This window comes from Actinoplanes sp. NPDC049802, assembly GCF_040656595.1.
Taxonomy (GTDB): Bacteria; Actinomycetota; Actinomycetes; order Mycobacteriales; family Micromonosporaceae; genus Actinoplanes.
The window spans coordinates 251915-268207 of sequence record NZ_JBFAMR010000001.1 but is presented as its reverse complement, the minus strand read 5'-3'; the positions used below and the strand labels follow the sequence as shown (position 1 = coordinate 268207).

Below are 16293 nucleotides of genomic sequence, written 5' to 3'. Positions count from 1 at the left end.
CGTCGACCCTCCCGGGGTTAGCAGAAGCGGGCTAACGTGCTAACTGGAGCCGAGGAAGGGAGGTTGCGATGACCACGACGACCACCCGGCCCACCAAGACGGCCGAACCGCCCAAGGCGGCCACCACGCCGAAGCCGGAGAAGCCGGCCGAGACCCCGCTGCACCGGTCCAGCCGGATCGGCCGCGACATCGGTGGCCTGGCGGTGAACGTCTACGAGCGCGGCATCGCCAACTTCGTCGCGTTCGAGAAGGACGCCGCGAAGATCACGCCGTACCCGTGGGCGAAGGAGGCGCTCGCCGTGAGCGCCGGTCTCATCGAGGACGTGGGCGCCGCCTACGTCCGCACCGCCCGCCGCATTCTGCGGTGAGCCGGCCGGCGGCCCGGGGTCAGTCCCCGGGCCGTTTTCCGTTCGCCGTTCGCCGTCCGCGCCGGGCGATCGTCGTCTCGGCCATGGCGGTGTAGACCTCGCCGAGGGCCTGCCGCTGCCGCGCGGTCAGGTTGGGGTCGGCGGCGATGGCGTCGAGGACCGGTGGCGGCCGGTCCCCGACCGCGGTCGCCTGCTCCACCAGCGCGTCGGCCGTGGTGCGCAACGACGCCGCGATCGCCTGCAACACCCGGTCCGACGGCGCGCGCAGGCCACGTTCGATCTGCGACAGGTACGGGTTGGAGATGCCGACCATCGTCGCGAGCTGCCGCATCGACAGCTCGGCGACCTCGCGCTGCCTCCGGATGATCTCCCCGAGCGTCATGGCGAGTCAGCATAGAGCAGCGGGGACGGTCGCCTGGGCGGTGCGCAGCACGGCGTGCCGGCGCCGCCCGTCCATCAGGTTGGCGCCGATCGCGGCCAGGTCGTCGGGGCCCGGGGTCAGCACGGTGACCTCGGCCCCGGTCCGTGCCACCTTCTCCGCCTCCCGGTCGAGCTGGGCGGCGAACACCCGGCGCAGCGCCCGCTCGGCCCGCACCGCCGGGTTCACCGGCCGGTCGGTGCGGTGGCTGGCCATCGGCGCCAGCACGAACACCTCGTCGTGCTCCCCGCGGTGCAGCACGTCCACCGACGCGACCGAGCGCACGCCGCCGTCCACGTAGCGCCGCTCGCCGATCACCGCGGGCCGGTGCCAGCCCGGAATGGAACAGGAGGCCACCACCGCGTCGGGGAGGCTCGCCTCCGGACTGCCGGTCCGGCCGAAGACCACCCGGCGCCCCGACTCGTAGTCCACCCCGACGATCCAGGTGTGCTGTCGCGGCCAGGCGGACGGATCCTCCCGCACCAGAGCCTGCACATATCGCCGCAGCGTGTGGTGGTGGGAGCGGCCCTGCGGCAGCAGCGCGGACGCCAGCACCCGTGGGTGCACGCTGTGCGGGGCCAGAGCGGCGGTCGCCAGCATCCGCGGCGAGCCCAACCGCAGGCGGGGCGCCGGCGGCAGGACGCCCGAGTCCTGGGCGAACTCGTCGGCGCCCGGCACGTGCGGGTGGCTCTCACCCAACTGGTGGGCGACCAGGTCGTCCGGTGTGAATCCGTGCCGCAGCGCGGCGGCCAGCACACTGCCCGCGCTGGTCCCCACGATCGTGTCCACCTGGTGCAACGGCCGCCCGATCCGTTCCTGCAAGGCGGCCAGGCCGCCGATCATCCAGGCGGCGCCGAGCGTGCCGCCCGCGCCCAGGACCAGAGCCACTCGCCGATTCCTCATTCGCATCACCCGTTTCCCATGGTGACACGCGCCGGGCGTTGGTAGGGGACCTCCGGCCCTGCCTGACCGCCCGGTTGGTCGGCACGGTGGGGGAACAGGCGCCGTGCGACCGAGGAGCTGTCATGGACTATCTGAGCCCACTGGACGCGTCCTTCCTGGACGCCGAGGACCAGGACCCGCATGCCTCGCTGGCGATCTCGTCGGTCGCGGTGCTGGACGGGCCGGCCCCCAGCCAGGAGGAGTTCACCGAGGCGATCCGGGGACGGCTGGCGCTGGTGCCCCGCTACCGGCAGAAGGTGCGCCGGATGCCGTTCAACCTCGGCCACCCGATGTGGATCGACGATCCCGCCTTCGACCTGGGGTTCCACTTGCGGCGTACGGCGTTGCCGGCGCCCGGCGGCGACGCCGAGCTGGCCGCGCTGATCGGCCGGCTGATGAGCCAGCGGATGGACCGGGAGCGCCCCCTCTGGGAGACGTGGGTGATCGAGGGCCTGCCCGAGGGCCGGTGGGCGCTGCTGTCCAAGGTGCACCACTGCCTGCTCGACGGGATGTCGGGCAACGAGCTGTACCGGGTCATCTGCGACACCACGCCCGAGCCGCGGCCGCCGGTGCCGGACGACTGGGCGCCGCGTTCGGCTCCCGGCGTGCTGGACCTCACCGTGGACACCCTCGGGCGTCTCGCCCGCTTCCCGATCGAGCAGGCCCGTCTACTGTTCGGGGCGTTCCAGGAGGCGGGCCGGATCGGCCAGGCGGCCGGCGGCCTCGCGTCGCTCGCCGGGGCGTTCCTGCCGGCCACCCCGTCGCCGCTGCTCGGCCCGATCGGTCTGGCCCGGAGGTACGCGGTGTCCCGGGTGCCGCTGGCCCGGCTCTCCGCCGCGGCCCGCGCCCACGACGCCACCGTCAACGACGTCTACCTGGCCGCGGTGTCCGGCGCGCTGCGCCGCCTGCTGCTCGCCCGCGGCGAGACGCCCGGTCCCGAGACGGTACGCACGCTGGTGCCGGTCAACGTGCGCCGGCGCGACCAGCAGGGGCGGCTCGACAACCGGATCGCCTGCCTGCTGCTGCGACTGCCGGTGGAGCTGGCCGACCCGGCCGAGCGGGTGCACGCGGTGCACCAGCGCATCGCCGAGCTGCGGGACGCTCACGAGGTGGAGGCGTCGGCCGGACTGTTCGAGCTGGCCGACCACGAGCCGTTCGCCGCGGTGTCCCTGATCATCCGGACCGCGTTGTGGCTGCCGCAGCAGGGTCTGTCCACGGTCACCACCAATGTGCCCGGACCGCGCGAGCAGCTCTACATCCTGGGCCGTCCGATCCGGGAGATCCTGCCGTACGTGCCGATCGGCGACCGGATGCGGGCCGGGTTCGCCGCCTTCACCTACGGCGGGCAGGCCTGCTTCGGCGTCACCACCGACCTGGCCTCGCTCCCGGAGGCCGCCGAACTCGCCCAGTGGATCATCGACGAGATCCCGGCGGAGAAGAAGGCGCGCCGCCGCCGCGCCGCCCGGACCGCGCCGGTCTGACCGTCCGGCCGGCTTCGGTGGCGTCTGCTCTGCTCACGGGCGCCTCTCGAGAGGGCGCCGGGTGGCGCCGAGGCGGGCCACACCCATCAGCCGGGCGACGTCGCCGGCGGTGAGCACGCCGCTGGGGTGGTCCCGTTCGAGGACCACGACGGTCCGGACCGGCGTGTTCAGGGCCCCGACGGCTTCCAACAGCGGAGCCGCGGCCTGGACGGCAGGCGCCTCGGACCGGGGGATCATGACGTCGGCGAGCCGGCGGTCGGGCGCCACTGCCGTCAGCGTGGCGACCGTGACAAGACCGGCGAACCGCCCGTCGATGTCGACGACCGGGTACAGATGGTGGGGGTGCGGCCGGGCGGTGCGCTCCGCGAAATCCCGGACGGTGTGCCCGGCGTAGCCGCACACCGCGGGGGCGGTCATCGCGTCGGCGACGGACAGGCCGCGCAGGCTTTCGGTCAGGGCGGCCGCGGCCTGCTCGGTACGGGCGGTTCGGGCCAGGTACCAGCCCAGCAACACCAGCCACAGCCCGTCCAGGGCGGCGGACCCGGCCACCAGTGCGGCGCCGGCGCCGGCCAGCAGGAGGCCCAGCACCATGCCGGACCGCGACGCGGTACGGCGGGCGGCCGCACGGTCGCCGCGGATCCACCACAGGATCGCGGCCAGAGCCCGGCCGCCGTCCAATGGGGCGCCCGGCAGCAGGTTGAACACCGCCAGCACCAGGTTGGCCTGGGCCAGCCAGAGGAGGCCCTGCCTGGTCAGCTCCGATCCGGCCAGGTCCGCCGGGACCGACGCCGCGGCGAACACGGCCGCCGCGCCCAGGCTGGTGAACGGCCCGGCCAGGGCGATCAACAGATCCACCGGCGGGCGGCGAGCCTCCTCGGCCATCACCGAGACACCGCCGAACGCCCACAGCGTGATCGACTCGACCCGGATCCGGAAACGCTGCGCCGTCACGGCGTGCGCCAACTCGTGAGCCAGCAGCGCGGCCAGGAACAGCAGCGCGGCCCAGGCCGCGGTCACCCAGTAGGCGGCTGTGGCCTGCCCGCCGGCGGATGCCGGGAGCAGGCCCACCGCCAGCGCGTCGACCAGCAGGAAGAGGATGAGCAGCACCGACCAGTGAACGCCCACCGGGATCCCGCGGACGGTGCCGAGGCGAATGCTCTGAAGCACGGCGGCCACCTCTTCGTTCAGCGCCGTAACTCTCCCGGGTTCAGCCTCTCGCCCGGCGCCGGACGAGCACAGGGGCGATGGTCCCGTCCCGGGGTGTGGCCAGGGCCCAACGGCCTGTTAACGGGTCTTCCAGCACTGTGCGGGCTCCACCGGGCTGACGGTGGCCGGCCGGGGCGGCCGCTGGACCGGGTGAACCGGGCGGTGCCGCGGCGGGCCGGGTGCCCGGTGTTCGTGGTCGGGTGACCTCTGTGGACAGTGGGCCGGGTTGCCCGGGTCGATCGACCCCTGTCGAAGAGAGCGGTTCGGCCCTGCTGCTCTTGGTTAGCGCGGTGTGACTGTGCGTATATGGAGTGAAAGGAGGCCCGCGATGGTGTCCATCCAATTCCCGAAGCAACCGCTCGGGCCGGGCGAGTTCACGGCGATCGTCAAGGATAACAACGGCGCCCCGTCCTCGGTCCTGGAAGCCAGCCGCAGGTTCTACATCCACTGCGAGTGGAAGATCTCCCCGCTGGCCGCGCTGCTGCTCGGCGGCAAGTGGAACCTCGCCGCCTACGTCGAGTCGATCGGACCCGGCGCCGAACAGCAGGTCGGGCCCACAGTGACGGTGGATCTGACCGGTGCCACCGACTACCACGCCGACATCGAGGTCCCGGCCGGCACCCTGCCCGACCTCGGGCCGGCGCCGACCCCGTCGTCCGGGGCGTACAAGATGGTGACCCTGTTGACCCTGGAGAACTTCGGCAAGGCCACCGACGTCGCCGCGGTGGTGGAGGGACCGGTGCTGCGCATCGGATGATCGCGCGGTAGACGGCTCAGCCGGGCGTCACGGCCGGCGGCGTCAGCTCGACGCCGGCCGTGCCGCCCCGGTGCAGGGCCCACGGGTCTCCCCGGTGGATCACGGTGAGAACCCTTTCGCGATCGACCACCAGCCGGCGGTCGCAGCCGCCGGCACAGTCGAACACGAAACCGGCCGCCGAAACGGTGACCTCGAAGTCATGGATGATGTCCATACCCCACCGTAGCCGCGGCCGGTCCGTGCTGCCCGTCCAGCGTGGGCCGCGTCGCCATCGCGGCCAGAGCCAGGACCAGCCGGACCGGAAAGGACCGGGCGTCGCGGATCCGGGCCGTGGTCCGGGTCACCGAGCGGAACTCCGGCCAGCCGAGCCGGCCCGGCCCGGCCAGGGCCGTGGCGAAGACCTGGTGCAGCAGCAGCCAGCGCAACGGGCGGGGCAGCCAGCGCTCGCGGATCACGGTGGCAAGCAGGGGGCGGGCGGCCGCCGGGCTGCGTGCCGCCACCACCCGGATCGCGCTGATCCGGTGGCGGGCCGGGACGTCCCGGCTCCCGGCCAGAGCACAGAGCCGGGGCAGGGCCTCCTCGATCGCCAGTCGTTGTGCCAGCGCGACCCGCAGGGCCGCCGGCGTGCCCGGCCGATCGGCGAGGGCGGCGAACATCGCCGCCGTCGCGGCGGGCAGGGCGATCTCCACCGGGTACGGGATGCCGCTCACCGCCATGCCGCCGACGATCTCGACCATCCACTCGTCGCTCAGGTCGAGCCGCCGCAGGTTGACCGGCCATGCCGTGTTGACGACGGTCGCCAGCCTCGTGACGGCTTCGAGGCGGATCCCGAGTGACAGCCCGGGATCGGTGATGACGTTCTCCAGAAAACGCGGGTCGTCGTTCCACCAGACCGACGCGGTGGTGGAAGGCGCCCCGGTCGACGACACCGCCGTCCCGGGCGCGGACCCCACGGCCGCCCGGTACGCCTGGTTCAACGGCCGCATTCCGTCCGCGGAGATCAGACGGTCCAGGGCGTCCTGGCCGGTCCCGTCGCCGAGTGCGACGAGCCGTCGCGCGGCGGCCGCGGCAAGCAGCGCCGGCGCCAACGGCGCCTGGAACGGGCGGGACCGGTCCGGTGGCGCGGTGGCCAACCGCATCAGCCATTCGCGTTCGCCGAGGTCGGCCAGGCGGGCGGCGCAGCCGTACGTCAGCGGGGAAGGCGCCCGGCCGGTGATCATGGACCGCAGCTCCGGGGCGGCGGCCGCCGGGCGCCGCCGGAACAGTTCGACGGCGGCCGAGTAGCGAAGCGCGAGGTCGGGTCCCGGACCGGCCAGCGTCCGCAGCCGGCCGTCGTCACCCAGGGCGGCCAGGCCGGTCGCGCCGGCCAGCCGGAACAGCGGCGGCAGGCCGGGTTCGTCGAGCAGATCGCGCAGCGCCCCCGGATCCCCGTCGCGGGCCAGCCGCTCGGCCGCCTCCAGGCGCTGCAACATGCCGAAGTCGCGGTCGGCGGCGCGTGATCGCAGCGCCTCGCGGGCCAGACTGCCGAGGCCCGTCCGGTCCGGCTGGTCGCCGTCCGGGCCGTACGCCCCGGCGTCCACCGGCTCGCCCCGCGCTCGCAGGCCGTCACGGGCCCAGCCGCTCGGGCCGGCCGGGACCTGGCCGGACACCGCCCGCAGCAGCGGGATCCCGGTGGCGGGGTCCACGTCGGCCACCGCGTCGGCGAGCACCACCCGGGTCCAGCCCGGGACGTCGCCGTCCCGAGCCGTCGCGGTCATCCGGGCCAGCACGTCGGCGTCCACGCTGAGCGCCCGCAGCACGCGCATCGCCCCGGTCGCGGCGGTGTCCGTGCCGAGCCGTTCGAGGAGGGCGTCCAGGACGGCGGCCCGGGTGGCCGCGGTGACCGGCACACCGCTCGCGATCATGTCACCGGCCGCGATCGGGTCCGGTTCGCCGAGCAGCGATCCGACCAGTTCGTCGGCGTCCGGCCGGAGTTCCGCGGCGAACGCGGCGAGACCGCGCCGGACCGGGTCGGTGGCGATGGCCCGCCAGGCGTCCGGGTCCAGGCCGGCGGCGGTTCCCCGGGCGGCGAAGTATTCGGCGAAACTCTGGTCCGGGAACGCGAGCCGTCCCTTGCTCGCCGCCAGCAGGCCGGTGCCGCGCAGCAGGTCGGCGATCATGCGGCGGGCACCGGGCAGGGCCGCGGTGAACGGGTGCGGGGCCGCGCCGTCGAGCCAGGTCATCGCGGCCGTGACGAGATCCGCCCCGGGGTCCGCGACGCGTACGGCACCGAGCGCGTCCAGCAGCCGGCCGAGGATGCCGTGGAAGTCCCGCTCCAGCCAGCCGGCCGCCTCGCCGGCCCGCCCCCGGCCGTCCAGCGCGCCGGTCAGCGCGGCCTGTGCCCCGGCCAGCTCGTGGCGGCCCTCGATCAGGTGCTGGGCGAACAGTTCGTGCAGCTCGCCCGGCCCGGCCGGGATCTCGGTGTCGGCGTGGACCATCGCGGCGATGGTGGCGAGCAGCGGAACGTGGGCCACCGGGCCGAGCCGGGCGCTGTTCACCCGGGTCAGGAACTCGCCGGTGCGGCGGGCGGCCGTCGCCGGGTCCGGGCACCGGGCGGCGAACCACTTGCGGGCGAAGAGGTCCAGCTCCTGCCGGTCGAAGGGGCGCAGCTGGTAGGAGGTGACGCCGGGACCGGTCAGCCGGGCCAGTTCGCCGGCGGCCAGCGGCCGCGACATGATCACGAAACGGTGGCCCGGGGGCGGATGGTCGAGCAGGCCGTGCAGCCGGGCGAGCAGCAGGTCACGGTCCGCGGCCCCGGTGACCTCGTCGAGACCGTCGATGATCACCCACCAGTGCCCGTGCCGGCTGGGCGGGCGGCCGAACAGCCCCGCTCCGACGTCGGTGCCGTAGTCGCGGCGGCACGCCTCGGCCAGCGCGGCGGGCAGTCTGTGCCGGACCAGATCGGCGGCGGGCAGGGCGATCACGATCCGGCGGTGGTCGCCGGTGTCCAGAGCCCGTTCGGCGGCCCGGGCCACGGCGATGGTGGCCATGGTGGACTTGCCGGCGCCGGCCGGGCCGGTGAGCAGCACGTGCCCGCCGCCGAAGATCTCCGCCGGATCCACCCGCCGCCCGCCGGGCTCGTCGCCGGGCCCGGCCGGAACGGGATGCCGTGGCACGTACACGTCGGGGAGCGGGGGAGCGGATCCGTCGAGCAGGAACCGGTACGGATGCCGGGCGCCGGCGTCGCGCATCTCCCGCAGCAGGTCCTCCAGCCGGTCCCCGGCCGGCCGGGCCGGCGACAGTGCGACCAGCAGGGCGCAGATGCCCAGGGCGGCGGCGGCCCAGCCGCTCACCGTGCCGGCCGCCGGTGGCGCGCCCGGTACGAAGCGGACCGCGAACACGACGGCGGTCAGCGCGACCAGGGGCCAGATCAGGGGCCGGGGCGCGATCCGGCCCCGGGTGACCGCCACCACCCCGGCGACGGCGCCGACGATTCCGGCCACCTGGTCGGCGGTCTCCAGCGGCGGCGTCGGCGCCATGAGCTCAGCCGAGCCGTCCCGGGCGGTGCACCGGCCGGCGGCCCGGCGGCTGTTCCGGGGGCCCGGTGAGCGGGGTGATCGGCGGGATCGGCCGGGTCACCGGGGCGGCGGTGGTGAGGACCAGCCGTTCGCCGTGATGCCACAACTCCACCTTGGCGTCGCCGTTGCCGGTGCGCAGCGTGTAGACGGCCTCGGTGGGCCGGACCGTCACGTGCAGGCGCAGCCCCCGCCAGAGCAGGGAGAAGGCGAGCCGTTCGATGCGGCCCGGCAGGCGGGGCGCGAAGGACAGCACACCGTCGTGGTCGCGCATCCCGCCGAGCCCGGCGACCAGGGAGATCCAGGCTCCGGCCAGCGACGCGATGTGCAGCCCGTCGCGGGTGTTGCGGTGCAGGTCGTACAGGTCGGTGAGGGCGGCCTCGCCGATGTAGTCGTGGGCCAGCTCGAGATGGCCCACCTCGGCGGCCAGGACGGCCTGGGTGCACGCGGACAGCGACGAGTCGCGGACGGTCCGGCGCTCGTAGTAGGCGAAGTTGCGGGCCTTGTCGGCGGCGGTGAACGCGTCGCCGCACCAGTGCATGGCGAGCACCACGTCGGTTTGTTTGATCACCTGGCTGCGGTACAGGTCCAGGTAGGGGAAGTGCAGCATGAGCGGGTAGTCGCCGGGGCCGGTGGCGCCGAAGTCCCACTCCCGCATCAGGGTGAACCCGCGGACCTGCGGGTGGACGCCCAGCTCCCCGTCGTACGGCACGCACATGGCCGCCGCCGCCTCCCGCCACGCGGCGACCTCCGCCGGGGTGACCGCGAGCGCGTCCGCCCGGTCCGGGTACCGGGTCACCGCGTCGGCGGCCGCGATCAGGTTCCGCCGGGCCATCAGGTTGGTGTAGACGTTGTCGTCGGCGACCGCCGTGTACTCGTCCGGTCCGGTGACGCCGTGCAGGTGGAAGTCGCCGTGCCGGTCGTAGTGGCCGTACGACACCCACAGCCGGGCGGTCTCCACCAGCAGCTCGGCGCCGACGTCCCGGTCGAACGCGGTGTCACCGGTGGCGGCCGTGTAGCGGGTGACCGCGTCGGCGATGTCGGCGCCGATGTGCACGGCTGCCGTCCCGGCCGGCCAGTATCCGGAGCACTCGTGCCCGCGGATGGTCCGCCACGGGAACGCCGCACCGGCCCAGCCCAGCGTGGCGGCCCGTTCCCGGGCCAGGTTCAGGGTGGCGTGCCGCCAGCGCAGCGCCTCGGCCGCGGCGTCCGGTTGCAGGTAGGTCAGCACCGGGAGCACGTACCGTTCGGTGTCCCAGAAGACGTGGCCGTCGTAGCCGGGACCGGTCAGCCCCTTCGCGGCGATGGGCCGCCGCTCGGCCCGGGCGCCGGCCTGCAACACGTGGAACATGCCGAACCGGACGGCCTGCTGCACCTCGTCGTCACCGTCGATCTGGAGGTCCGCCCCGTCCCAGAAGGTGTCCAGATAGACGCGCTGGGCGGCGAGCAGGGCGGTCCAGCCCTCGAACCGGGCGCCCTCGATCGCGGCGGCCACCTGGTCGCGGACGGCCGGCAGCGAGCGCCGGCTGGACCAGCCGTACGCCACCAGCTTGACCAGGCGCAGCCGCTGCCCGGGTTCCAGCCGGCAGGCGATCGTGGTCCGGGCCAGGTCGGGTTCGGCGTGGCTGTCGCACCGCAGACCGGGCGGCCCGTCGACGAGATGTTCCATGGCGGCGGCGACCCGCAGCCCGCTCTCCCGGGTGACGTGCACGAGCATCGCCCCGCTCCGGCCGGCGTGATGCTCCTCGGCCACCAGCGGCGCCCGCAACACCGCCGACACCCGTGGATCCTTGAGCGGGCCGGGCAGCACCTCGTTCGCCACCAGTTCGGACTGCAGGATCACCCGGATCGGCGCGTCGACCGGCTCCACCTCGTACTCGATCCCGGCGATCGAGCGCTGGGTGAACGACACCAGCCGGGTGGAGCGGATCCGCACCGTCCGTCCCGCGCCGGACTGCCACTCCAGCTCGCGCCGCAGCACCCCGGCCCGCAGGTCGAGCACCCGTTCGTGGTGGCGCAGGCGGCCGTCGCGCACATCGAACGGCTCGTCGTCGACCAGCAGGCGGATCACCTTGCCGTTGGTGACGTTGACGATGGTCTGCCCGGACTCGGGGTAGCCGTACCCGGCCTCGGCGTACGGCAGCGGCCGCAGTTCGTAGAACGAGTTCAGGTAGCTGCCGGGCAGGGCGTGCGGTTCGCCCTCCTCGAGGTTGCCGCGCAGCCCGATGTGGCCGTTGCCGAGCGCGAAGATCGACTCGGAGCGGGCCAGCAGGTCCACGTCGAGGTGGGTCTCGCGGACCGTCCACGGTTCCACCGGATACGCCGGATGCCGGTTCATGGTGCCTCCCCGGAAGCGCCCGCGGCCGGCGAGGACGGCGGCGGCGGGGTCGGTGACGTGGTCGGCGGGCTGGTGCTGGGCGAGGTGCGTGACGGGCTGGGCGACGTGGTGCGGCTGGGGGAGGGGCTGGGCCGGGCGCGTGACGGCGACGGGCTGCCGTCCGCCGGCGGTGACGTCCGCTCGCCGGTCGTCGTCACGGACGGGGCCGGTGTCGAGGCGGGCGAGGAGGAGGGCGCCGGCGTGCCGGGGAACCAGCCGAACGGGTCGGCCAGGGCCAGGGCGGCGCCCGCGCCCAGCAGCACGAGAAGCGCGGACAGCACGGCGATCAGGTAGCGGCGGTCGTCGCGGTCCGGGGAGCCGTCCGGCGCCGTCGCGTACCCCGTACGCAACGGGGGTGTGAGAGGGACGACGGCCGTGACGTCACCGCCGGGATCTCCACCCAGGGCGCCGTCGGCCGCCGCGGCCATCGCCGCCGCCGACCGGAAACGCTCCGCCGGATCCTTCGCGAGCGCGGTGTCCACCAGGGCACGTGCCCGCGGCGCGACGTCCGCGGGCAGCGGAGGGGGTACGTCGTGAAGGTGCCGCATCGCGACGGTGACCATGTTGTCGCCCAGGAACGGCGGATGCCCGGCCAGACAGTGGTAGGCGACCGCCCCGAGCGCGTAGAGGTCCGCGGGCGGTCCGACGGCCCGCTTGACGACCTGCTCGGGCGCGATGTAGTGGGCCGTGCCGACGACCTCCCCGGCCCCGGTGAGCGCCGCCGACTCGGACGAGCGGGCGATGCCGAAGTCGACCAGGACGACGGTCCCGTCCGGCTGGATGATCAGGTTGCCGGGTTTGACGTCGCGGTGCACGATCCCGGCGTCGTGCGCGGCCTGCAGCGCGCGGGCCACCTGCGCCACGATCGGCATGGTCTCGGCGGTGGTGAGCCGGCCCCGCTCGGCGATCCGGCGGTCCAGCGGCTGCCCGTCGACCCGGGCCATCACCAGGTAGGCGCCGTTGCCGTCGTCCTCGCCGAAGTCGTAGACGTCGGCGATGCCGGGATGGTGCAGCGCCGCCATGGCCCTGGCCTCGTGCCGGAACCGGGTCTGGAACTGCGGGTCCACGGCCCGGTCGGCGCGCAGCGTCTTGACCGCGACCGGGCGGGCGAGCACCGTGTCGGTCGCCCGCCACACCTCGCCCATGCCGCCGGAGGCGATCGGGTCGTCGAGCCGGTAGCGGCCGGCGATCACATCTCCACGTTCGTGGGGCACGGTGGGCTCCTCTGCGCGTCATCCGGGCGGCACGGGGACGCTGACCTGGCCGGTGCGGCGCAGCTTCTGCCAGCCCAGCCGCCGCCCGGTGACCGCGGTCAGCGCCGATCGGAAGAGAACGAGGTACAGCAACTGACGGTAGGCGATCTGCTGCAACGGCAGCGTCCACAACGGGCGCAGTGACTCGCGGTCCAGCAGGAACGCGACCGCCGCGGTGACCGCCTGCACGGCCGTCATGACGAGCCAGCCGACGGCGGCCTCGCGGCGGCCGAGGAAGACGAAGCCGTAGACGGCCATGATGTCCAGCAACGGCGCCAGCAGCGGCAACAGCACTGTGAACAGGGCGATCAACAGCAGGCCGCGCCGTCCGAACCGGCCGGACGGGCCGCGTTCGACCACCGCGTGCCGGTGCTTCCACAGCGCCTGCATGGTGCCGAAACTCCACCGGTAACGCTGCCGCCACAATTGGCGGACACCGGTCGGCGCCTCGGTCCACGCGCGGGCCGACGGCTCGAAGACCACCCGCCACCCGGCCCGCTGCACGGCGATGGTGAGGTCGGTGTCCTCGGCCAGCGTGTCGGTGGACAGACCGCCGGCGTCGGTGAGGGCCGCCCGGCGGAAGGCGCCCAGCGCGCCCGGGATGGTGCCGATGCAGCCGAGCGCGTCGAAGAGGCGGCGGTCCAGGTTGAAACCGATGACGTACTCGATGTGCTGCCACCGGCCGAGCAGACCGCGCCGGTTGCCGACCTTGACGTTGCCGGAGACCGCGCCGACGTGCGGGTCGGCGAACGGCTGCACCAGCCGGTGCACCGAGTCCGGCTCCACCACGGTGTCCGCGTCGACCATCACGATCAGCGGATGGCGGGCGAACGCGATCCCGGTGTCGAGGGCGCCCGGCTTGCCGCCGGACGGGGTGCGGATCACCCGTACGTTGCCCAGGCCCAGCGCGCGGACCACGTCGCCGGTGCCGTCGGTGGAGGCGTCGTCGACCACGATCACCTCGACGCCGGGATGCGCGGACAGGGCCAGCGACCGGACCGCCGGTGTGATCGTCTTCGCCTCGTTGAACGCCGGCACCAGGATCGACACCGGCTCGGTGACCGGCGGCCCCCACGACCAGGCCGACGCCCGCCTCCGGTAGGCGTGCCCCACCCCCACCCCGACCAGCAGCACGGTACGGGCGAGGATCAGCACGCCCGCCGCGGCCAGCAGCAGCCACAGCGCCCGCAACGTCGCGTCGGCGATCCGCACCGTCCACACCAGCGCCCCGCCGCGGGCACTCCGCGAGAACCCGGCCGGATGATCGGCCACCGGCAGCGTCCGGGCCATCGCCTCGGAGACCGTGGCGAACCGGTAGCCGCGCCCGGTCAGGGTGGGGATGAGCCGGTCCAGGGCGGCGACGGTCTGCGAACGGTCACCGCCGGCGTCGTGCATCAGCACCACGGCGCCGGCCGTGCCCTTCGGCGTCGACCGGCGCACGATCGTGTCCACCCCCGGCCGCCGCCAGTCCTCGCTGTCCAGGTCGCTGAGCAGGATCCGGTAGCCGAGCGCGGCGCTCTCGGTCAGGTCCGGCATGTCGCCGTTGTCGACGGCGTCCACCTCGGAGGAGTACGGCGGCCGGTACCAGGCGGGGGCGCGGCCGGTGGCGTACGCGACGACGTTCGCCGTGGCCGAGCGTTCGACGCCGCGCAGCCAGGCGGGCAGCCGCGACATCCGCGGGTGGGTGAGGGTGTGCACGCCGATCTGGTGGCCTTCGGCGGCGATCCGCCGGGTGAGGCCGGTGTCGCGGAGCACCTGGGCGCCGGTCACGAAGAACGTGGCGTGCGCGCCGTGCCGTCGCAGCACGTCCAGGACGCGCGGCGTCCACCGTGGGTCCGGGCCGTCGTCGAAGGTCAGCACGATCGTGCGGGCCGGCGCCCGGTAGGTGCGGGGCGTGTCCCCGGACAGGTCGATGGCCGGCCCGCCGGTGCGCACCGCCGCCGGGACCGCGTCGACCGGGCGGACCGCCTGCGGCGCGCTGTCCGGGGCGAACTCGGAATGCAGATAGGCCTGCGCCAGCAGCATGTTGCCGAACGCCGCGAACAGGGTCACCACCAGCAGGACGCGCAGCACCGACCGGCGGTGGCGCAGCGCCGGGATCCGGCCGGTGGTGAGGTCCGGCGGGGGCGGACGGCCCTGGTAGACGGTCACGGCGGGCCCAGCCCGGCCAGGCCGGCCCAGAAGGCCAGCAACAGCACGGCGGCGAGCAACCCGGCCGCGTACGACAGTCGCCGCAACCTGCGACGGCGGGCGCCGGTCGCGTCGGCGAACACCGGCGGCGCGGGCTCCCCGAGCGGGGTGACGGTGGTCTGGGCCAGTTCGATCGGCGGCACCCGCCCGGCCACGCGACCGGACCGGACGCGGCCCACGACGCGGCCCACCGCGCGGGGCGCCGTTCGTGATCCAGCCCGTCGTCGCCGAGCCATGAATCGACGCTATGCGATCCGGTCGGCCGGTGCACGTACCGAAGGTCCCGTCCGGGCTCGCGCGTGTCGGCGTACCGCGGTGTCACGTGCCCGCCACTTTCCGTGCGGGCCGTCCGGCCCTGCCCGGCCCGTCGGCCGCGGCCGTACGGTCGGGAACGGAACGGGAGGTGCCATGGAGAACCTGACCACGTTCGACCTGCTGGCGATGCACGAGTTCATCGCCGATTTCCCGGCCGGCTGGCTGCGCCGGATGGCGGTCTGCGGCCACGGGGTGACCTACGCTCCCGGTGACCGGCTGTTCCGTGAGGACGGTCCCGCCGATCGCCTGTGGCTGGTCCACAACGGCGACGTGGTGGTCGATCTGCACGTTCCGGGCCGCGGCGACGTCGCCGTCGATATCCTCGGTGCCGGGTCGGTGCTCGGCTGGGAGGCGCTGGTGCCGCCGTTCCGCTGGGGATTCGGAGCCGTCGCCCTCCGCGAGGTGCACGCCGTCGAGTTCCGGGCCGCAGCGGTGCGCGGTTTCCTCGGCGACGACCCCGACCTGGGGCGGGAGTTCTACGCACGGCTGCTGGCCCGGGTGGGCGGCGCGCTGCAGGGGGCTCGCCAGCGGCTGGTCGAGGTCTACACCTACCCTCCGGGCTAGGAACCCCTCACCCGGCCGCCCGGGCCGTCCGGGCCACGGTTCCCCGCACCAGCACCACCGGTACGGGCGAGTGGTGCAGCAGCGTCTGCGCCACCCAGCCCAGCAGCCCGGAGTAGGGATGCCGGCCGCGGGCACCCAGCACCACCAGTCCCGCGCCCCGGGCCGCTTCCCGCAGCGCCACACCGGCATCGTCCTCGACGACCCGCAGCCCGGCGGTGATCCCGTACCCGCGTTCCAGCCGGCTGAGCGCCCGCACCAGCCCGGACCGCGGATCCTTCTCGTCGGCCGGATCCCAGGCCCGTACCACGACGAGCCCCGCCCGCCGCCGGGCCGCCGTGTCGAACGCGAACTCCAGCGCCTGCCAGGAGGCGTCCGACCCGTTGACGCCCACCACCACCGGGCCCGTCGCGGACACCGCCGGGGTGACCAGCACGGTGCCGCCGGCGCGGGCCGCGACCTGCACGGTGAGGGCGTCCGGCGGCAGGCAGGTGCGCCCCGGCAGCCCGCCGTCGCCGATCACGGTCAGCACCGCGGCGCGGGACCGGCGCAGCAGCACGGTCAGCGGCGCGCCCTCGACGAACCGGACCTCGACCGGCACACCGGGCGCGGCCTCACGCGCGTCGGCGACGGCCCGTTCCAGCAGCGCCGTCCGGTCCAGGGCCGGCTCCGGTTCGATCTTCGGGGCCCAGTTGAACGCGTGCACGAGCTCCAGACGGCATCCGCGCATCGCCGCCTCCCGGGCGCCCGTCCGGACCGCCTGCCGGCCGGCGGGCGAGTCGTTGACACCGGCGACGACCAGGCCGCCCGATTCCGGATTCATCGCGATCTCCTCCACTGCCGACATACGCCTTCACCCACTGTCCGGGGA

Annotated in this window: 14 protein-coding genes; 4 read left to right on the top strand and 10 right to left on the bottom strand. The window is 74.5% G+C overall.

Annotated features, from left to right (window positions below; translation table 11 throughout):
- Positions 1-68 precede the first annotated feature (68 nt).
- The gene (locus AB0I88_RS01110) at positions 69-368 is read left to right on the top strand and encodes a hypothetical protein (protein WP_361016964.1); all 300 of its coding nucleotides are present in this window, start codon (positions 69-71) and stop codon (positions 366-368) included.
- Positions 369-387: 19 nt separating this feature from the next.
- Here the strand turns inward: AB0I88_RS01110 and AB0I88_RS01105 are convergent, their stop codons facing one another.
- Together AB0I88_RS01105 and AB0I88_RS01100 are read right to left on the bottom strand one after the other, a co-directional pair.
- Entirely contained in the window at positions 388-750 is a 363-nt protein-coding gene (locus tag AB0I88_RS01105) for a helix-turn-helix transcriptional regulator (protein WP_361016962.1), read from the bottom strand.
- Between the two features lie 6 nt (positions 751-756).
- A complete protein-coding gene (locus AB0I88_RS01100) occupies positions 757-1674 on the bottom strand; it encodes a patatin-like phospholipase family protein (protein ID WP_361016959.1) in 918 nt (305 codons plus the stop codon).
- A gap of 137 nt (positions 1675-1811) precedes the next feature.
- Here AB0I88_RS01100 and AB0I88_RS01095 point away from each other — a divergent pair, with 137 nt between their 5' ends.
- Complete coding sequence (locus AB0I88_RS01095) at positions 1812-3209, top strand: wax ester/triacylglycerol synthase family O-acyltransferase (protein ID WP_361016956.1); 1398 nt, start codon at positions 1812-1814, stop codon at positions 3207-3209.
- A 33-nt stretch (positions 3210-3242) separates the two neighbouring features.
- Here the strand turns inward: AB0I88_RS01095 and AB0I88_RS01090 are convergent, their stop codons facing one another.
- Complete coding sequence (locus AB0I88_RS01090) at positions 3243-4376, bottom strand: site-2 protease family protein (RefSeq protein ID WP_361016954.1); 1134 nt, start codon at positions 4374-4376, stop codon at positions 3243-3245.
- Positions 4377-4743: 367 nt separating this feature from the next.
- On the opposite strand from AB0I88_RS01090, the gene AB0I88_RS01085 reads away from it, so the two are divergent.
- Positions 4744-5172 carry a hypothetical protein gene (locus AB0I88_RS01085; RefSeq protein WP_361016951.1) on the top strand — a complete coding sequence of 143 codons (429 nt, stop codon included), beginning with the start codon at positions 4744-4746 and terminating at the stop codon, positions 5170-5172.
- A gap of 16 nt (positions 5173-5188) precedes the next feature.
- Here the strand turns inward: AB0I88_RS01085 and AB0I88_RS01080 are convergent, their stop codons facing one another.
- Genes AB0I88_RS01080 through AB0I88_RS01055 form a run of 6 tightly spaced genes read right to left on the bottom strand, consistent with a single transcriptional unit; the run spans position 5189 to position 14701 of the window.
- Positions 5189-5386 (bottom strand): hypothetical protein, encoded by a 198-nt coding sequence (locus AB0I88_RS01080; protein WP_361016949.1) that lies wholly within the window; start codon positions 5384-5386, stop codon positions 5189-5191.
- Positions 5370-8690, bottom strand: a complete 3321-nt coding sequence (locus AB0I88_RS01075; protein WP_361016946.1) for an NACHT domain-containing protein — start codon at positions 8688-8690, stop codon at positions 5370-5372. Before AB0I88_RS01075 ends, AB0I88_RS01080 begins: the two co-directional genes overlap by 17 nt.
- A gap of 4 nt (positions 8691-8694) precedes the next feature.
- Complete coding sequence (locus AB0I88_RS01070; RefSeq protein ID WP_361016943.1) at positions 8695-11064, bottom strand: glycosyl hydrolase family 65 protein; 2370 nt, start codon at positions 11062-11064, stop codon at positions 8695-8697.
- A complete protein-coding gene (locus AB0I88_RS01065; protein WP_361016941.1) occupies positions 11061-12317 on the bottom strand; it encodes a serine/threonine-protein kinase in 1257 nt (418 codons plus the stop codon). The genes AB0I88_RS01070 and AB0I88_RS01065 overlap by 4 nt, the downstream gene beginning before the upstream one ends.
- 18 nt (positions 12318-12335) lie before the next feature.
- Positions 12336-14507 (bottom strand): glycosyltransferase, encoded by a 2172-nt coding sequence (locus AB0I88_RS01060; protein WP_361016938.1) that lies wholly within the window; start codon positions 14505-14507, stop codon positions 12336-12338.
- Positions 14504-14701, bottom strand: coding sequence for a hypothetical protein (locus AB0I88_RS01055; RefSeq protein WP_361016936.1), 198 nt, complete (start codon positions 14699-14701; stop codon positions 14504-14506). Before AB0I88_RS01055 ends, AB0I88_RS01060 begins: the two co-directional genes overlap by 4 nt.
- 253 nt (positions 14702-14954) lie before the next feature.
- Here AB0I88_RS01055 and AB0I88_RS01050 point away from each other — a divergent pair, with 253 nt between their 5' ends.
- Positions 14955-15425, top strand: a complete 471-nt coding sequence (locus AB0I88_RS01050; protein WP_361016933.1) for a cyclic nucleotide-binding domain-containing protein — start codon at positions 14955-14957, stop codon at positions 15423-15425.
- A 7-nt stretch (positions 15426-15432) separates the two neighbouring features.
- Here AB0I88_RS01050 and AB0I88_RS01045 read toward each other — a convergent pair whose 3' ends face one another.
- Complete coding sequence (locus AB0I88_RS01045; protein WP_361016931.1) at positions 15433-16245, bottom strand: universal stress protein; 813 nt, start codon at positions 16243-16245, stop codon at positions 15433-15435.
- Positions 16246-16293: the final 48 nt, after the last annotated feature.

Coding starts and splice junctions, on each gene's coding strand:
- AB0I88_RS01110 (WP_361016964.1), top strand. CDS start 69: ATGACCACGACGACCACCCGGCCCACCAAGACGGCCGAACCGCCCAAG.
- AB0I88_RS01105 (WP_361016962.1), bottom strand. CDS start 750: ATGACGCTCGGGGAGATCATCCGGAGGCAGCGCGAGGTCGCCGAGCTG.
- AB0I88_RS01095 (WP_361016956.1), top strand. CDS start 1,812: ATGGACTATCTGAGCCCACTGGACGCGTCCTTCCTGGACGCCGAGGAC.
- AB0I88_RS01085 (WP_361016951.1), top strand. CDS start 4,744: ATGGTGTCCATCCAATTCCCGAAGCAACCGCTCGGGCCGGGCGAGTTC.
- AB0I88_RS01080 (WP_361016949.1), bottom strand. CDS start 5,386: ATGGACATCATCCATGACTTCGAGGTCACCGTTTCGGCGGCCGGTTTC.
- AB0I88_RS01075 (WP_361016946.1), bottom strand. CDS start 8,690: ATGGCGCCGACGCCGCCGCTGGAGACCGCCGACCAGGTGGCCGGAATC.
- AB0I88_RS01070 (WP_361016943.1), bottom strand. CDS start 11,064: ATGAACCGGCATCCGGCGTATCCGGTGGAACCGTGGACGGTCCGCGAG.
- AB0I88_RS01050 (WP_361016933.1), top strand. CDS start 14,955: ATGGAGAACCTGACCACGTTCGACCTGCTGGCGATGCACGAGTTCATC.
- AB0I88_RS01045 (WP_361016931.1), bottom strand. CDS start 16,245: ATGAATCCGGAATCGGGCGGCCTGGTCGTCGCCGGTGTCAACGACTCG.